Source organism: Dokdonia sp. Hel_I_53 (genome assembly GCF_007827465.1).
Classification (GTDB): Bacteria; Bacteroidota; Bacteroidia; order Flavobacteriales; family Flavobacteriaceae; genus Dokdonia.
The window spans coordinates 653,278-672,174 of sequence record NZ_VISL01000001.1 but is presented as its reverse complement, the minus strand read 5'-3'; the positions used below and the strand labels follow the sequence as shown (position 1 = coordinate 672,174).

Here is an 18,897-nt window from a genome sequence, read left to right as displayed (position 1 = left end):
AAGCTATAAATATTAATTAATCTTTGGGGTTAGGTGGAGTTTGAAGAACTACGCTTTCGCGAAAGCGTAGCCATCAAAAATCTTTTAAAAATTAGGGCTCAATTTAAATTCGTCGTAAAAGTTATTTAAAACTTCAATGACTTCATCTGAAGTGTCCACAAGATGTATAAGATCAATATCCTTCGCACTAATATTTGCAAAGCTATCCAAGAGTGTTGTTTTTACCCACTCCATAAGACCGCTCCAAAATTCTGTTCCTACCAAAATAATTGGGAACTTCTGTATTTTATGTGTTTGAATTAGAGTAATAGCTTCAAAAAGTTCATCTAGTGTTCCAAATCCACCTGGCATGACTACAAATCCCTGTGAGTACTTTACAAACATGACTTTACGAACAAAGAAGTAGTCAAAATCTAAACTTTTATCACTGTCAATATACGGATTGTCGTGTTGCTCAAAAGGAAGGTCTATATTAAGTCCTACTGAAGTACCACCTGCGAGGTGTGCTCCTCTATTTCCTGCTTCCATAATTCCAGGGCCTCCTCCTGTGATAACTCCATATCCATTCTCAGCAATCTTTTCGGCAACTTCAACGGAGAGTTGATAATATTTATTATCGGGTTTTGTGCGGGCACTTCCAAAAATGGAAACACAAGGACCGATACGACTCATTTTTTCAAAGCCATTTACAAATTCTCCCATTATCTTAAAGATGGCCCAAGAGTCATTTGTTTTGTTTTCATTCCATCCCTTCGGTCTATTTTCGTTTCTCATGTATATTTATTTCTTTATTGGAGACTACTAAATCTCTTTATTTCCTTGAACTAAATCTTCTCTATTAAAGAGTTACTGCTGTTTTATAAGTCTTCATTTCTTTTTTTAAAAATGAAGCGGTGTAACCTTTTCCTTTTTTTATAATCTGTTCTGGTGTTCCTACCGCAATAACCTCGCCACCATTTTTCCCACCTTCATAGCCTATATCTATAATGTGATCTGCCATTTTAACTACATCCAAATTATGTTCTATAATCAATATTGTGTTTCCTTTATCAACTAGTTTATTGAGAACCTCCATTAGAACTCTAATATCTTCAAAATGTAGACCTGTAGTAGGTTCATCTAATATATAAAACGTATTACCTGTATCACGTTTACTAAGCTCAGTTGCAAGTTTAATACGCTGTGCTTCACCTCCAGAGAGCGTAGTGCTTTGTTGACCTAGCGTAATATAACCTAAACCAACATCTTTTATCGTTTTTACTTTTCGATATATTTTTGGTATGTTTTCAAAAAAGTCTGTTGCTTCGTTGATAGTCATTTCTAACACATCTGCGATGGACTTTCCTTTATATCTAATCTCAAGTGTTTCTCTATTAAATCGTTTCCCTTGACATGTTTCACACTCAACATAAACATCAGGTAAGAAATTCATTTCTATAACCCGCAATCCTCCACCTCGACATGTCTCACACCTACCACCTTTAACATTAAAACTAAAGCGACCTGGCTTATAACCTCGTATAAGAGCCTCTGGAGTTTTTGCAAAGAGACTTCTTATTTCATCAAAAGCTTTGGTATATGTTGCTGGATTACTGCGTGGCGTACGACCTATGGGAGATTGATTTATGTCTATTACTTTATCGCAATTATCTAGTCCTTTAATACTTTTATAAGGCATTGGAACTTTAACTCCATTAAAATAATGAGCATTCATAATAGGGTACAGGGTCTCATTAATCAGCGTAGACTTTCCACTACCAGAGACGCCAGTTACAGCAATCATTTTGCCAAGCGGTAATTTAATTGAGACATTCTTTAAGTTATTCCCAGTAGCTCCTTTAAGTTCTATAAATTTGCCATTTCCTTTACGTCTCTGTTCTGGGATTTTTATTTCTTTTTCTCCATTAAGGTATTGTGCTGTGAGGGTGTGTTGTGTTAATAATTCTTCTGGAGTTCCTTCACTTATGATCTCACCTCCAAAACGGCCTGCTTTTGGACCTATATCAATTACATGATCTGCACGCTCTATCATATCCTTGTCATGCTCTACTACAATTACAGAATTGCCTATATCTCGTAAAGAAACTAATGAGTTAATAAGCTTTTCATTATCTCTTTGGTGAAGTCCAATACTAGGTTCATCCAAAATATACAATACACCTACCAATTGTGAGCCAATTTGTGTAGCTAGACGTATACGCTGTGCTTCACCCCCAGATAGTGATTTTGAACTTCTATTTAAATTGAGGTAGGTAAGTCCTACATCAACAAGAAATTGAATTCTTGATCTTATTTCTTTGACAACTTCAGAGGCTATTTGTTGTTGCTTTTCAGAAATCCTACTGTCTAAATCTAAAAACCATTCTTTAAGTTCGAGTATATCCATTACAGCTAGCTCTGCAATACTTTTATTATCAACTTTAAAATACAGAGACTCTTTACGTAATCGTGAACCGTTGCAAACTGGACAGTTTACTTTGTCCATATATCCCTTTGCCCATCTCACTAAAGAGGTTGATTCACTATCTTTAAATGTGCTTTCTATAAAGTGAGCAACCCCCTCAAAATCTATTTTGTAATCTCGAGTAACTCCTAGGTCTTTTGAAGAAACAGAAAATTTTTCTTTCCCCCCATAAAGTATAAAATCTATAGCTTCTGCTGGGATTTTTGATATGGGATCTGTAAGATTAAAATCAAAACGATCTGCAATGAGTTTTAATTGTTTAAAAATCCAGTTATTTTTTTTTGGACCGTGAGGTTCAATTCCCCCGGCATTTATTGATTTGTTAGGATCAGGAATTACTTTTTTAGGGTTTACTTCATACAATTCACCTATACCGTTGCAGTTAGCACAAGCTCCTTTGGGTGAATTAAAAGAGAAATTATTTGGCTCTGGATTAGGGTAGGAGATACCTGTTGTAGGGCACATGAGATTTCTACTAAAATATCTTATATCGCCAGTATCTTGGTCTAATACCATCAATACATCATCACCATGGTACATGGCTGTTTCTATACTTTCGCGCAAGCGTTTATCATCTTGATCACCTTTTTTTACAAGCATTCTATCTACTACAATTTCGATATCATGCATTTTATAGCGGTCTAGCTTCATGCCCTTAATGATATCCCTTACTTCACCGTCTACTCTTACTTTAAGAAAACCTTGTTTAGCTATCTGCTCAAAAAGTTCGCGATAATGACCTTTTCGTGATCTTATTGTAGGGGCAAGGATATTAATGCGTTTTCCTTCAAAACTTTCTGTAATTAATTGTTGTATTTGCTCATCATTATAACTAACCATTTTCTCACCAGTATTGTAAGAATAAGCGTCACTTGCGCGGGCATATAATAGTCGCAAAAAGTCGTAAATCTCTGTTATGGTTCCCACGGTAGATCGTGGGCTTTTACTAGTAGTTTTTTGTTCTATTGCTATAACTGGTGATAAACCTTGAATTCTATCTACATCAGGACGTTCTAGACTGCCTAAGAACTGTCTAGCATAAGCAGAAAATGTTTCAATATAACGTCTCTGACCTTCTGCATAGATCGTATCAAAAGCTAGCGAACTTTTCCCACTTCCTGATAGACCAGTAATCACCACTAATTTTTCTCGTGGGATTGTGACGTCAATATTTTTTAAATTGTGGGCTCGTGCGCCGTATACTTCAATACGTTCTTCGTGGTCTATCATACATTTAAGCAAAGCATCAAATTTACCGTTTTACTGCTTAATTAGAAAGCTGGTCATACCATAAGAGATTGTTAATCTTTATACTAAGTTTAAAGATTTTCTAGTCTTGTTTTTATTTAAAAACAGCTGCAAATAGCAAAAAAAACGGCAATATCCTGAAGTAAGTACTTCAGGGATATTGCCGTTTTAAATTTAATGTAATTACAAACGATTAATGACCGTAGATGTCATTGTATAAATCTTTGTATTGTTCTTTTATTACTTTACGTTTAAGCTTCATTGTTGGGGTGAGTTGTCCGCCTTCTACAGTCCAAGCGTCTTCTGTAAGTCGAAATGCTTTTACTTTCTCCCACTTAGCAAAGCTTTCATTTGCCTCATTCATTTCCCGTTCTAAGCGATTAACGATACGCTCATGGCTAATAAGTGACTTATGGTCTGTTACTTGTATTTCTTTTCGCTTAGCCCAGTCCTCTAAAAATTCGAAATTAGGCTGTATGATAGCTGCTGGCATTTTCTCGCCTTCACCTATAACCATAATTTGTTCAATAAAGCGGGATTGTTTAAACCTATTCTCTAATAACTGTGGTGCTACGTACTTTCCACCAGAAGTTTTAAACATTTCTTTTTTACGATCCGTAATTTTAAGGAAACCATCTTTGTCTATAAGGCCAATATCCCCTGTATGGAAATAACCATTTTTAATTACTTCATCGGTTTTTTCTTGATCCTTATAGTAGCCCATCATCACGTTAGGTCCTTTTACTAAAATCTCCCCGTCTTCTGCTATTTTCACCTCTACACCTGGAAGTAGTTTTCCTACTGTTCCTATTCTAAAGCCTCCATCACGCATATCATTTACAGAACAAACAGGAGATGTTTCTGTAAGTCCATAACCTTCCATAATGCCCATTTCTGCAGCATTAAAGATACGTGCTAGTCTAGGTTGCAAAGCAGCACTTCCAGAAGCGATGAGTTGTAAATTACCTCCTAATCCTTCTTTCCATTTTGAAAATATTAGTTTTCGAGCGAGAGCTAGCTTTTTCTCATACCACCACCCATTCTGACCATAAGGTTCGTATTCTAGCCCAAGCTCTACTGCCCAGAAAAATAATTTCTTTTTTACACCTGTAAGATCTGCACCCTTTGCAATGATTTTATCGTAAACTTTTTCTAATAACCTAGGTACTGCTGTCATAACAATAGGCTTCACCTCTTTAAGGTTATCACTTATAGTTTCAAGGGACTCTGCAAAGTATATGGATACACCCATATATTGATATAAATACATCAACATACGCTCATATATATGACAAACAGGTAAAAAGCTTAATGCTCTTACATTTGTAGAAGGTATGGGTAATCTATGAGAACTAGCTAGTGCATTACTAACAATGTTTTCATGAGAGAGCATTACACCTTTAGGTCTACCTGTAGTACCAGAAGTATAAATAAGAGTTGCAAGATCTTTTGTTCCTACAGCAGCTTTCATTTGATCTACTTGCTCTTGGTTAGATTTGTCTGCACCTAAATCTAATACTTCAGACCAATTTTTACAACTTGATAATTGGTCAAAGCAATAGATTTCCTTAAGAGAAGGAACCTGATCTTTAATTGCAAATACCTTATCGTATACTTCTTGACAAGAAACAAAAACGTACTTTGATTCAGAATGATTTAATACATACGCATAATCTTCTTGAGAGATAGTAGGATAGATAGGTACATTTTGAGCGCCTAATTGCAAGATCCCTATATCGCAAATATTCCACTCTGTACGATTGTTCATCGAGATAACTGCAATCTTATCATTGCGTTCTACACCCAATCTTAGCAAGCCTCTACTCAGTGCATTTGCCTTATCTAAGTACTCTTGAGTTGATGTCGAAACCCACTCACCGTTAACTTTAGTATTAAGCGCGTCTGTTAAATTATATTTTTCCAGTTGGTAATAAGGAAAATCAAAAAGTCTGGTAATTTCCATAAAGATCATTTAATTAGTGCTACAAAATAGGGAATTTTGAACGGTTTTTATTGCCATATTCACAAATTACTTAAGTATTCTTATAAATATAATGTATACTCTTGATATTCTATTACATGAATTCTATTTTTAGAGTTTGAGTATCTTAAAACTCTCAATGTTTTGTTCTTTTTGTAATCTAATAAAATAGATTCCTGATGCATAAGAACTAAGATCAACAAATATTTTTTTAGAATTTATTTTTTTATTGAATAATTTTCTTCCAGCTATGTCAACGACTTCTATATGATAGTTGTCAATTGATGATAATATTTCAATTTTTCCTAAGGTAGGATTTGGAGATATAGAAAACGCTTTCGCGAAAGCACTATCATCCACGCTTAAATTATCATTGTTGATTATATTAAATGACAAATCATCGAAATAAAACCCGTCTCTAGTTACTCCAGAATCTGTAACTAATTTGAATCTAATTAAAATACTCTCTCCTATATAATCTGACAAATCAACCTCTTCAAACGTCCAATCTTCTTGAACCCCATCATAGAGAGGTTCACCTATGGGTTGATTATTTGTACCAGCAGTAGTGTATTTTCCGCATTGAGCCTCCCAGGTTTGTCTATTGTCAATTGATACTTCCAACTGTACGTAATCCCAAGTATCTTCAATATCCCATTTTGTATAAAAATTCATTGATGCAGCAACTGCATTTGATAAGTCAATTCCATTAGAAAGTTCTATGCTACTATTAGTACCGTTTTGATAGTCGCCGTCAGCACTATCAGTTATAGAACTAGATGCAGATACAAAGGTGCTGGTTGTCGTTTCCCAATTATTATTTTCAAAATTTTCAGTAGTACTATTTCCTTCATCTAGAAATAATTGCTCTGTTTCTCCATATATTTTTGTTATGCGTTTGCTTAAATTATAAATTCCATTTTCCACAACAAGATCATAGATAATCGGATCTCCATTAGAAATGCCTGTATCTAAACTATAGTCTATACTCTGTGTTACTTCTTCAAATTGTTCTAGTTGAACAAATGTAATTGATTCACTATGGTCAACTATGTTATTACTCACTGGAATAAAGGTTACTGTAAAATCACCTGTGCCTTTAATACCAAGTCGTTGTAATAAAAAGTTTGCAGTAGTATTAGTAGAGGATATAAAAGTAGTACTAGTATCTTCTACAGATGCATAATTTTGAATAACTCTAGCAGCTGTCAGATTGAGGTACATCATTTTTTTACAGGTATCTATAATATCACTTGCTGGTGGCCAAAATGAAGTTCCAATTTCTGGTGTAAATGCAAAAATCTTTTCATGAGTACCTACGGTACCATACATAAAATCATCGCTATCACCAGCATATGGATAATCTCGAAAGGCATCATAATTATTTTTAGAAGTAAGTAGTGATCCAAGACCTTGATATAAACTATCATCTGATGTTGGAACATCTGCATAACCAAAGGGATAGTAGAGAATTTCTCCAAATGTGTGATTATTTAAAGCTACGGTAAATTCATGTTGCTCTACAAACCACTTTACAGCTTTATTCTCTATCTCAGAGAATGGTTCAGTCCCATGATAAGTATCACTTGATGGATTATTGGATGATCCAGAACCACCCCAAGAACCATTTGTTTCATCTCCATTTATATGATAGTCATAATTTCTATTATTATCAACTCCTGTAGTATTATTTCGGTTTTTACGCCATAATCCTCCACCATTTGGATCTGTAATTTCATTATATAAATATCCATCTGGATTTACAACTGGAATGAAATATAATTCACTATTATCTACAAGTGCTTTTATGGCACTATCTGTTTCATAATTTTCTAATAAATACCACATGTAAAACACTAAATTCATAAGAGACATAGGTTCTCTTGCGTGATGAATTGAAGTATAAAGGATTTCAGATTCATCTTCATCAGAAGAAGGGTTGTCGCTAATTCTCACCCAATAAATAGGGTTATTTCCTATGGACGGACTTACATCGGTATTTGAGGTTCCCTCTGTTAGAAAATTGCTTATTTGCGTCTTAGGAGTTATTAGATTAGGAAATTGAGTAGCCATATCATCTAATTCATTCAGAAGCTCTTGATATGTAAAGTATCCACCCATTGAGCCTTGATTAAAATTCTCTGGAGTTGTATAGGAAAAATCATCAGTAGTTGTACAACTTATATTGTTTGAACTATGTTGCTCATTAATTTGATTTTTATAATATGCTTTGATATCTTCATTAATAATAGAGATCTTATAGCCTTTTGATACGGCACGATCTATTTCATCAGTTGAGAAATCTGAAATTATGAACTTACCATCTTTATGAATTCCATGATCTGCTGGTATATCTAGATTATTTAGCTGTTTTAAGGTGTGCTCTGCATCTAAATAAATTTTTGCTCTTTTGTAGTTAATATTTTGTTGTTGTGCATTCGCGAAAAAAGACGCAAGTAAAATCATAACTACTAGTAAGGAACTTTTCATTTTTTGTAATTACATAGATTAAGTTACTAACCTATATTAAAAATTAATTTTGAGACCGAAAATAAACATAATACACAACAAACTAATCAAAGTAATTATAGAGATCATGCAAAAGGATGAAAAATTACTTTTTTAGCTTTAAAAAAACATAACTAAAAAAGAGAAAGAATATAAAATCATTCAACCCATACACTGAATAAAAAATCCCTGCAAAAAAATCCTTTTCATAAACTTCTAAAATCGAATTATTAGAAAACCATATTACGTATGCAATTACATAAGAAATTTTCTCTAGGATAAATACGCCTACAAGCCAGCGCAGGCTTTGGAATTTATCTGAAGCTGCTATAAATGCTAATCCCCAAAACATGATCATCACGAGACCAAAAGCACCCATAACTTCTGGATCTTGATTCATTAAAATTTGGTTTGTAAATAGTTTTGAGAACAAAAGTACTCCTACAATATTGGAAAGTCCAGCTGCAATAAAACCTTTTTTTATAATGGATGTTTTCATAATGTATATTTTAAAACCGTAAGAGTACAAAAAAGTCTCACTGTAGTGAGACTTTTAAGATTATATAATTGAGTTATTTTCTACCCAAATTCTTGCATTTACAAAGGCTTCAATCCAAGGACTAACTTTATGGTTTTGACCTTTTGGATAATGTGCCCAGTTCCATGGGAATGTAGAACGTTCAATATGTGGCATTGTTGCAAGGTGACGACCTGTAGTATCACAAATCATCGCTGTATTGTAATCAGAGCCATTAGGGTTTGAAGGGTAGCTATCATAAGCATAGGTGGCTACTATATCATAGTTTTCTTGTGTCATAGGTAAATTAAACTTTCCTTCCCCATGAGATATCCATACACCTAATGTTGTACCCTCAAGACTTGAGAGCATCACACTATTATTTTTTTGAATAACAACAGATGTAAAGTTGCTTTCATGTTTTTGACTTAAGTTGTAGGTCATTTTAGCTAGTTTCTCGTGCTCCGGATTTATAAGATCTAGTTCTAAGAAAAGCTGACAGCCATTACATATCCCCACAGAAAGAGTGTCTTCACGCGCGAAGAAATTTTTAATTGCTTTGTTAGCTTTTTCATTATACTTAATTGCACCTGCCCAACCTTTTGCTGAGCCTAGGACATCACTATTTGAAAAACCACCAACAGCACCAAGAAATTGTATATCTTCTAATGTCTCTCTACCCTCTATAAGGTCTGTCATATGAACATCTTTGACGTCAAAGCCTGCGAGATACATAGCGTTTGCCATCTCACGTTCTGAATTACTGCCTTTTTCACGTAAAATAGCAGCTTTAGGTCGTTTTTTGCTTATATCAATAGTAGGTAATGTTCCGCTGAAATTTAGTGGAAAATTATATTGTAAAGGTTGTGTCTTATAGTTATCAAAACGCTCTTTTGCTAAGCCATTTGCTGTTTGATATTCATCTAGTAAGTAAGAAGTTTTAAACCATGTATCGCGTAGTGAGCTGATGTTTAGTCCTAATTCTACAGAATTATTTTTGATAGTAAGTTCAGCTTTGGTTGTAACTGAACCTATTTTTGAAAATAGTATATTATTTGCGACCAAAACTTCTTCAATTGAATCATCTACAGCTTGAAAAACTACCCCTGCATTTTCAGAAAACAATAGCTTTATAAGGTCTTGCTCTCCAAGAGGAGTAAGGTCAAAATCTGCTCCTAAATCTTTGTCTGCAAAACATAGTTCTAGTAGGGTAGTGATAAGACCACCGCTAGCAACGTCATGTCCAGCGCAAATTTTACCATCTTTTATAAGAGTTTGTAAGGTGTTAAACGCTTTCGCGAAAGCGGCATCATCCACTATTGTAGGTGCCTCATGTCCTATAGTTTTACACACTTGTGCAAAGCTAGAACCTCCTAGTTTATAAGAATCACCAGACATATTAATGTAATAAATATGCCCTCTATCTTTTTGAAGAACAGGTTCTACTACCTGATTAATATCATTACAGCTTCCTGCGGCACTAATTACTACTGTACCAGGAGCAATTACATCTCCATCAGGATATTTTTGTTTCATAGATAAGCTATCCTTACCTGTAGGAACATTAATCCCTAAGTTGATAGCCATTTCTGATATTGCTTTTACAGCTTTGTAAAGTCTTGCATCTTCACCTTCATTTTTACAGGGCCACATCCAGTTTGCAGATAGACTTACAGAACTGAGACCTTTTGTAAGAGGTGCCCAAACTATATTTGTAAGTGCTTCTGCAATACTATTTTTACTTCCTGCAATAGGATCGATGAGACCAGAGATAGGGGAGTGACCTATACTTGTAGCAACTCCTTCTGTGCTTTTAAAATCCAGAGCCATGACCCCTACATTATTGAGTGGAAGCTGTAAAGGACCAGCACATTGCTGTTTTGCCACACGGCCTCCAACACAGCGATCTACTTTATTTGTAAGCCAGTCTTTACAAGCTACAGCCTCTAGTTGCAATACTTGTTCTAAGTAGTCATGAAAGTTCCCGAGCTCATATTTGGGGCTCGCATAGCTACGCTCGATAGTTTTGTCTGTCATTACCGTTTTAGGAGAGCTTCCAAACATATCTTCTAGCTGTAAATCCATTGGGCTTTTACCAGTACTACTGCTTTGGAAGGTAAATCTATCATTATTAGTTACATCACCTACAGTGTACATAGGTGCGCGTTCACGGTCTGCAATACGCTTTAAAATATTTAAATTTTCTTTACCTATGACTAAACCCATACGTTCTTGAGATTCATTCCCAATAATTTCTTTGGCAGATAACGTAGGATCACCCACTGGTAATTTGTCTAGATCAATGAGACCTCCAGTATCTTCAACTAACTCAGATAGACAGTTTAGGTGTCCTCCAGCTCCATGGTCGTGTATAGAAACGATTGGGTTAAAATCGCTCTCAACCATACCCCGAACAGCGTTTGCTGCACGTTTTTGCATTTCTGGGTTAGAACGTTGAACGGCATTAAGTTCAATCCCAGAATCTAGCGCGCCTGTATCTGCACTCGAAACAGCGGCACCACCCATACCAATTCTATAATTTTCTCCTCCTATAATTACAATTTTATCTCCTTCTGTTGGCGTGTCTTTTAACGCCTGTTCTCTCTTACCATAACCAATTCCTCCGGCTTGCATTATTACTTTATCGTATCCCAATCTGCGTCCATCCTCTTCGTGCTCAAAGGTGAGAACAGACCCTGCGATTAAGGGTTGTCCAAATTTATTTCCAAAATCTGAAGCTCCGTTTGAAGCCTTAATTAGAATGTCAATGGGATTCTGGTATAGCCATTTTCTTTCTGTCATATTATTCTCCCAAGATCTATTTGCTTCAAGCCTAGAGAATGGAGTCATATAAACGGCGGTTCCTGCAAGTGGAAGTGAGCCTTTTCCACCAGCGAGCCTATCTCTAATCTCACCACCAGAACCTGTAGCGGCTCCATTAAATGGCTCTACTGTAGTTGGAAAGTTATGAGTTTCAGCCTTAAGAGAAATAACACTTTCAAATTCTTTTTCTTTATAAAAATCTGGTTTATCTGGGGTGTCTGGTGCAAATTGTGTGGCCATAGGACCTTCAATAAATGCTACATTATCCTTGTAAGCCGAAACAATGCCGCCAGGATGTGCTTTACTTGTTTCTTTTATTAATTTAAATAATGATGAAGGCATTTCTTCTCCATCGATAACAAACGTGCCGTTAAATATTTTATGCCGACAATGCTCAGAATTTACTTGGCTAAAACCAAACACCTCAGAATCAGTCAGTGGTCTACCAATTTTTTCAGAAACTTGATTTAAATAAATCACTTCTTCATCACTTAGTGATAAGCCTTCTTTTTCATTGTAGCTAGCAATATTATTAATAGGAAGAATTTCTTCAGGAACAACATGTATCGTAAATATTTCTTGATCCAATTTTGTGTATAACTGAGAAATCATCGGATCAAAATCAGGGATCGCTGTTGTTAAGTGTATGGAAGAGTCATCTATAGAGGGAAAAGGATTTGTAGAGATATCTTGTCTTGATTTTGATTTTGCTTTCGCGAAAGCAAACTCTTCAATTCTTAAAATCCCTCCAATACCCATATTCTGGGTAATTTCAACAGCATTTGTACTCCATGGGGTAATCATTGCTGCACGAGGACCAATAAAAAAAGCGTCAATAATAGACGCTTCGAGTTGTGGAGAGTTGCCAAAAAGCCATACTAATTTTGAAATGGCCTTTTTTGTTAAATCTTGCTGGGTTTGCACTGCATACACAGTATCTTGAGGGTTACCAAAAAAGTGGATCATCCGAGTAGTTTTGTTGTATTTGTGATAAGGACAAATTTAAGATATTCCGTAGAATAAAAATATCTAAAAATTATTTCTTCATAAGAAATTAGATTATTCTCTACTTTACTAATAATTTACTTACATATTTATCAATTTGAACTAAATACATCCCAGAACTAAGAAAAGAAATATCTATATTTTGAGCAGCTTCAACTCTATTCGAAAATATCTTCTTTCCAGTTATATCGTAAATAATTACATCCGTAAGCGGATTAGAAGTATTGATTTGAAAATAGGTGTCAGCAGGATTTGGATATAAAGTAACAGTCGGTTTTGTAAAAGAGATTGTAGAAAGCTCTCCCCAGAAATCTTCTGCTTCTGGACCTCCCCAAATATTTGTTGCAAGGATGGGGTTATCTATAAATGGGTTTCTGCTACCGTATTCATTTTCTAAAGGATCATTACGTTGCATTTCTTGTTGTGAGACAGGGTCATCTACATTCCATTGTAGAAATAACTGCAACATTTCTGTATTTTCTTGAAGAGATCCTTCTCCTACGAGTGATGGCAAGCATTGCTCGCCGTAACGAGTGTACATATACATTACAATACGGGCTACATCACCTTTCCATTCATCCCCAGGATACCAGTAACCAGACCCTACATCTCCAGAGTTACCAGAACCATCTGCAAATTTTTTAGAGCCTCTATTTCCATTACGCTGTACGTCACTAGGTCGTAGGTTATGAGGATCGGCTACAATCCCAGTACTACTATTATTTGCAGATCCCATACTTGGGTTTGCAAGACTTCGAGGAAATGTGTGTTCTCTATTAAAATCGCAGTTGCTACCTCCAAACTCACTGTTTGCTCTGGTTCGATCTGTCGTACAATCTCCATCTGTATCATTATAACCATAAATTAATAGAACTTCTGAAGCATTTTCTGGATTTGCATCTGTGATTAAAGTGGTCTGTCTAAAGTCACCATATGTGTAATTTTGATTATAACTTGAAAGAGTCGCTCTTAATTCTAGTAGCAGATCACTACCAGTAAGATACACAGCAGTATCATCATAATAATCTTGTTGACCAAAACTAAAAAGAGGTAAAAATAAAAGTAAAAATATAATTTTTTTCATGGGTGTTCATTTATTGCTTTCGCGAAAGCAGTGCCATATAAAAACCATCATATCCAGTTTTTGCTGGACTAATTGTTTCTTCTTTATCTAGTATAAATTTTTGACCTTGTTCTGTTGCCAAAAATGCTTGTACTTGCTCTTGATTCTCTCTAGGTAAAATTGAGCAGGTTGCATAAAGCAACTTTCCATTTTCTTTTACAATTTTACTGTAATTGTTTAAGATTTCTGCTTGTCTTTGAATTACTTTTTCTAAAAAGTCTGGTTGCAGTTTCCACTTTAGATCTGGGTTACGCTTGATCGTTCCTAGGCCGCTACAAGGAGCGTCAATCACAACTCGATCTGCTGTATTATACAATTTTTTGTAAACTTTTGTAGAGTCAATCTCCCTAGTTTCAATGTTGTGGGCACCTGCTCTCTTCGCACGACGCTTGAGTTCTTTTAATTTACCTTCATAGATATCCATTGCAATGATTTGACCTTTGTTTTCCATCAAAGCCGCAAGATGTAACGATTTACCACCAGCACCTGCACAGGTATCTACAACGCGCATTCCAGGTTTAACATCTGCATATCTTGCTACCCTTTGAGAAGAAGCGTCTTGTACTTCAAAATAACCATTTTTGAAGGCTTCAGATGTAAACACATTCTTACGTTCCATCAATTCTAGTGCATCAGGATAGCCGTCTAGAATTTTTGTATCCACATCTTGATCAGCAAGTGTATTTCTTACTTCTTTTACACTAGCTTTTAATGTGTTTGCACGTAAAACAACCTGGGCTTGTGTATTAAGAGCAGCCATTTCTGCATCCCATTTTTTACCTAAAGCTTTTTCTCCGAGCTCGTCTAGCCAGTCCGGAATAGACTCTCTGTACTTTCTTATTTTTGAAAGTTCATCAAAACGTCCTTTAATACGCCTCGATGGGATAGGTTCCATTTGTTTCCAATCAGGCACTTCAATACGCCTTAATGTTGCCCACACTGCAAACAACCTAAAAAGATTTGGTCTGCTGTAGGGAGCTTTAACTTCTGCAATTTCAGAATACAGACGTTTCCATCGTACAATATCATATACGGTTTCTGCTATAAATCCTCTGTCTCTTGAGCCCCAACGTTTATCAAACTTAAGAACTTTGCGCAATACTTTATCTGCTTGCTCACTATCGTTAAAGATCATCCCCAAGGCATCAACTGCTGCAAACACTAAATTTCTATGTAATTTCATATGATTATTTCAATTTGCAAAGGTATTGGTTCTCCCACAGATAGTTCTATTTTTACTAAAATTTTGATGGTGAGACGTACGTATATAATTTATCTAATTCTAATAGCTTTTATTTCATGCAAAGCAAATCAAAAAGAGCGATTAATTTTTAAAAAAAATCAAAGGAAATATTTTACTTCTGTCACTTCAAAAAAATTACAGATAGACAGTACGAGCATAAGGGCATTAGAAATATATGATAATTATATTGCTTACGCAGGTAGTAATGGTCATTATGGAGTGTTAATATTTGATTATATTCAGAGCGAGAATAATGTAAATTCTATAGTTATTTCAGATAGATATGATAGTTCCGTCACTTCTTTAGGCATAAATCCTTCATTTAGAAGTTTAGCAATTACTGATAGCAAAGTATTTTTTTTGTCAATAGGTAGTCCAGCACTATTATACAGTTATAATATTAGTACAAAGAAAATAGATCAAGTTTATGAAGACTTAGATCAGAGAAATTTTTATGACTCTATGAGTTTTTGGAATTCTCAAGAAGGTATTGCCATAGGTGATCCTATAGAGAATTGCTTGTCTATATTAATTACTAGAGATGGTGGAAATAGCTGGGATAAAATCTCTTGTAATAATTTTCCTAATAGTCTAGAAGGGGAAGCGGCCTTTGCGGCTAGTGATACAAATATCAAAGTAATAGGTAATAAAACATGGATTGTAAGTGGAGGAGGAGCTTCCCGAATTTTTTACTCTCCAGATAAAGGCATTACTTGGGAGGTTTATTCTACCCCATTATTACAGGGTAAAAGCACACAAGGAGCGTATACAATGGATTTTTATAATGATAAATCTGGAATTATATATGGAGGGGATTATACCATGCCTTTTCAAAATATTTCAAATATCGCTTCTACTATTGATGGTGGTAAAACCTGGCATCTCAGAGCAAGTGGATCTAATGATGGGTATAAAAGTTGCGTGCAATACGTTCCAAATTCTAATGGAAATGAAATTGTAGCGATGGGCTTTACTGGAATAACTTATTCCAGTAACGGAGGAAATTCGTGGACAAAATTATCTAATGAAGCTTTTCTTAGTTTCAGGTTTATCAATGACACAACGGCAATTGCTAGCGGAACTAATAAACTTGCTTTTTTAGAATTCAAATAGGCTACATATTGCTTTAGTTGCGACGGCCACCACGGAGTGTTTGTAACAAATTACGCTTAAAGTCACCTTCAGCTTTAATGAAAATTAGCGTTTTCTTATAAGAGAGAACGTTTTTTAGCTTGTCTAATAATTTTTCTCTAGCGTCTACTTTATTTTCTTCAAAGTCTTCTAACTTTTCAAAGGCTGTTTTTGCCATAGCTTCATCCATGGCATCAATATTTTCTCTGATGAACTTAAAGGTCTTACGCTCTTCTGAGTGTATTGTACTAAGTCTTTCTTCAAAATCATTATATGCAGGCCAAAACTGCTGTGCTTCTTTAGCAGAGAGATCAATACGCTCTGTCATAAAGGCTATTTTTAGAGCTTGTATACGTTCTTTCTTTGAGGTTTGTTGCCCAAAAGCAGTCACAAAGCTGATTAATACAAGTAAAGTAAAAAAGTATGTTTTCATTCGTTATTGCATATAAAAATCATAGCTATCTGTTCTGTCTTCAAGATAGTCTATAAGTAAAGTTTCTTCTACTGCCACATCACTTTCTAGTGATCGTAAATCTTCTTCGGTGAGAAGTTCTTCTAGATCAGTTTCATAAAATGTGGAATCATGTTTATCAAAATACTCTGTAATTGAGGCCACTTCTATGCTCTCTATACCATTTGTAGAGTCCTGTGTTGCAAAAACACTAAAAAGTAATAAGAAAGTAGCTGCAATTGCAATTGCTGGATAAATGTATTTCTTTAAAGTTATTACCTTTGATTTCTTATTTTCAAAGGCTATTGGCGCATTTTGCTTTCGCGAAAGTATATTTATATCAAAATTTAACTTTTCAAAATAACCATCAGGCACCTCAAAGCCTTGACTTAGTTGTCCATTTACTTTTTGTTCAAATGCGATACGATTTTTTAATATGGTTTCGTTTAATTCAAAATAATCGTGTGGCACCTTAAAACCAAAGTTATTGGAGTCGCTAGGAATCGCTTTTTCCAGCTCAATTCTATCTTTTATAGAAGTAAAACTTTTTCCAAAATAACTCTCAGGTATTTTGAAGCCAGAATCTTTTGGTATATTTTCTTTTTCTTTCACTATTATAAGACTATAATTAAAAGCTTTAGTTTAATCTTCGGTTAGTATAGCTGTTACTTTCTTAGTGGCAATATGAAAAGAGCTTTTGAGAGCACCTACAGAGGTTTCTAGAATAGTACTCATTTCTTCATATTTTAAATCTTGAAAGTACTTCATTTGAAAAACAAGTCTTTGTTTTTCTGGTAATGTAGCTATGGCTTTTTGAAGCTTTAACTGTATTTCATCACCGCTAAAGTAGACATCACTTTCTAGATTATCTATTATCTGTTGTTGTACTTCTTCATTAGAAATTTGATAGCGTCGCGCACGTTTTTTTAAAAAGGTAAGAGATTCATTAGTAGCAATGCGATAGAGCCATGTATAAAGCTTACTGTCTCCTTTAAATTTATGGATATTGCGATACACCTTTACAAACACTTCTTGTAAAAGATCATCTGTATCTTCATGGTTCTTTACAATACCTCGTATGTGCCAGTAGAGCTGCTCTTGATATCTTTTTATGAGAATATCAAACGCTGGGTCAGATGGATTATCCTGAAGTATCCGTATTAAGTCAAGTTCTTCTATGATGGTAAGTTTTACTTTTTGACAACTTCAAAGTTATATAGTTTAAAGCAACTCCAATTATTTTTTAATTGTTCAACTAATCTCCCATAATTAGATCGCAAAACGATTAAATGCACAAAAACATCGATAAAGTGTAAATTTTTCTTGTGTAGTTTTAAAATTGATTCTATATTTGTCCTGTTATTGAAAGATAATCAATGAATTACCCCCAATTCGTAAATTGATTTAAAATGTTAGATCTAAATAATGTTTGCCCCCAAGATGCATTGTTTAATCTAACATACAACTAAAAAAGCCCGTTTTAAAACGGGCTTTTTTAAGTTTTAATGACATGTCATTATCCCAGGTATTTCATTAGGATTTTACTTTTAGACGTATGCCTAAGTCTTTTGATAGCTTTTTCGCGAATTTGGCGAACTCTTTCTCTACTTAAATCATAAATATCACCTATCTCTTGTAGTGTCATTGCTGGCTGATTTCCAAGACCGTAATTAAGTCTTACAACCTCTGCTTCTTTTTCAGTAAGAGTATCTAAAGCTCTATCAATTTCAATGCTTAGAGATTCTTGTAAAAGCTCTCTATCTGGTCTAGGAGACTCACTAGAACTTAATACATCGTATAAGTTATTGTCATTTTCCCCTTCGGCAAATGGAGCATCCATACTCAAACTACGACTTACATTTTGAAGAGAAATTTTCACTTTTTCTTCAGAAATATCAAGATGCTTAGCAATTTCTGATGGGGTAGGTTTGCGCTCGTGTACTTGTTGTAAATACACCATAGCTTTGTTAATTTTACTGATCTCACCAATTTTATTTAATGGTAAACGTACAGTTCTTGCGTGCTCTGCAATGGCTTGAAGAATAGATTGTCTAATCCACCATACGGCATAAGAGATAAATTTAAACCCACGAGTTTCGTCAAATCGTTTGGCCGCTTTTACAAGACCTACATTTCCTTCATTTATTAAATCTGATAAAGATAATCCCTGATTCTGGTATTGCTTTGCAACAGAAATTACAAAACGTAAATTTGCTCTAGTGAGTTCATTAAGAGCTCTTTCGTCACCTTTTTGAATACGCTGTGCTAATTCAACTTCTTCCTCTGCGGTTATAAGGTCAATCTTACTGACATCTTGTAGGTAGTTATTCAAGGACTTCGTCTCCCTATTAGTAACCTGCTTGGTGATTTTGAGTTGTCTCATTTATTATATATGTATTATAT

Annotated in this window: 13 protein-coding genes; 1 reads left to right on the top strand and 12 read right to left on the bottom strand. The window is 34.8% G+C overall.

What is annotated here, in order from left to right; all coding sequences use genetic code 11:
- Positions 1 to 84: 84 nt before the first annotated feature.
- The 8 genes from OD90_RS02895 to OD90_RS02860 form a co-directional block, all read right to left on the bottom strand.
- Positions 85 to 774, bottom strand: a complete 690-nt coding sequence (locus OD90_RS02895) for a TIGR00730 family Rossman fold protein (protein ID WP_144666314.1) — start codon at positions 772 to 774, stop codon at positions 85 to 87.
- Positions 775 to 838: 64 nt separating this feature from the next.
- Entirely contained in the window at positions 839 to 3,694 is a 2,856-nt protein-coding gene (uvrA, locus tag OD90_RS02890) for an excinuclease ABC subunit UvrA (protein ID WP_144666311.1), read from the bottom strand.
- A gap of 211 nt (positions 3,695 to 3,905) precedes the next feature.
- Positions 3,906 to 5,675 carry an AMP-dependent synthetase/ligase gene (locus tag OD90_RS02885; protein ID WP_144666308.1) on the bottom strand — a complete coding sequence of 590 codons (1,770 nt, stop codon included), beginning with the start codon at positions 5,673 to 5,675 and terminating at the stop codon, positions 3,906 to 3,908.
- A 129-nt stretch (positions 5,676 to 5,804) separates the two neighbouring features.
- On the bottom strand, positions 5,805 to 8,183 hold the full coding sequence (locus OD90_RS02880) for a M14 family zinc carboxypeptidase (protein ID WP_144666305.1): 2,379 nt from the start codon (positions 8,181 to 8,183) through the stop codon (positions 5,805 to 5,807).
- A 124-nt stretch (positions 8,184 to 8,307) separates the two neighbouring features.
- Positions 8,308 to 8,700, bottom strand: a complete 393-nt coding sequence (locus tag OD90_RS02875; RefSeq protein WP_144666302.1) for a hypothetical protein — start codon at positions 8,698 to 8,700, stop codon at positions 8,308 to 8,310.
- A gap of 60 nt (positions 8,701 to 8,760) precedes the next feature.
- The gene (gene purL, locus OD90_RS02870) at positions 8,761 to 12,507 is read right to left on the bottom strand and encodes a phosphoribosylformylglycinamidine synthase (protein WP_144666299.1); all 3,747 of its coding nucleotides are present in this window, start codon (positions 12,505 to 12,507) and stop codon (positions 8,761 to 8,763) included.
- Positions 12,508 to 12,607: 100 nt separating this feature from the next.
- Positions 12,608 to 13,630, bottom strand: a complete 1,023-nt coding sequence (locus tag OD90_RS02865; RefSeq protein WP_144666296.1) for an endonuclease — start codon at positions 13,628 to 13,630, stop codon at positions 12,608 to 12,610.
- 10 nt (positions 13,631 to 13,640) lie between these two features.
- Positions 13,641 to 14,852: an RsmB/NOP family class I SAM-dependent RNA methyltransferase gene (locus tag OD90_RS02860; protein ID WP_144666293.1), complete on the bottom strand. Its 1,212-nt coding sequence runs from the start codon at positions 14,850 to 14,852 to the stop codon at positions 13,641 to 13,643.
- On the opposite strand from OD90_RS02860, the gene OD90_RS02855 reads away from it, so the two are divergent.
- Positions 14,853 to 16,025: a WD40/YVTN/BNR-like repeat-containing protein gene (locus OD90_RS02855; RefSeq protein WP_261374454.1), complete on the top strand. Its 1,173-nt coding sequence runs from the start codon at positions 14,853 to 14,855 to the stop codon at positions 16,023 to 16,025.
- Positions 16,026 to 16,038: 13 nt separating this feature from the next.
- Here OD90_RS02855 and OD90_RS02850 read toward each other — a convergent pair whose 3' ends face one another.
- The 4 genes from OD90_RS02850 to OD90_RS02835 form a co-directional block, all read right to left on the bottom strand.
- Positions 16,039 to 16,476, bottom strand: a complete 438-nt coding sequence (locus tag OD90_RS02850) for a hypothetical protein (protein WP_144666291.1) — start codon at positions 16,474 to 16,476, stop codon at positions 16,039 to 16,041.
- A 3-nt stretch (positions 16,477 to 16,479) separates the two neighbouring features.
- A complete protein-coding gene (locus OD90_RS02845) occupies positions 16,480 to 17,106 on the bottom strand; it encodes a hypothetical protein (RefSeq protein ID WP_144666288.1) in 627 nt (208 codons plus the stop codon).
- Positions 17,107 to 17,136: 30 nt separating this feature from the next.
- On the bottom strand, positions 17,137 to 17,613 hold the full coding sequence (locus OD90_RS02840; protein ID WP_409994637.1) for an RNA polymerase sigma factor: 477 nt from the start codon (positions 17,611 to 17,613) through the stop codon (positions 17,137 to 17,139).
- 397 nt (positions 17,614 to 18,010) lie between these two features.
- A complete protein-coding gene (locus OD90_RS02835) occupies positions 18,011 to 18,877 on the bottom strand; it encodes an RNA polymerase sigma factor RpoD/SigA (RefSeq protein WP_144666282.1) in 867 nt (288 codons plus the stop codon).
- Between the last annotated feature and the right edge of the window lie 20 nt (positions 18,878 to 18,897).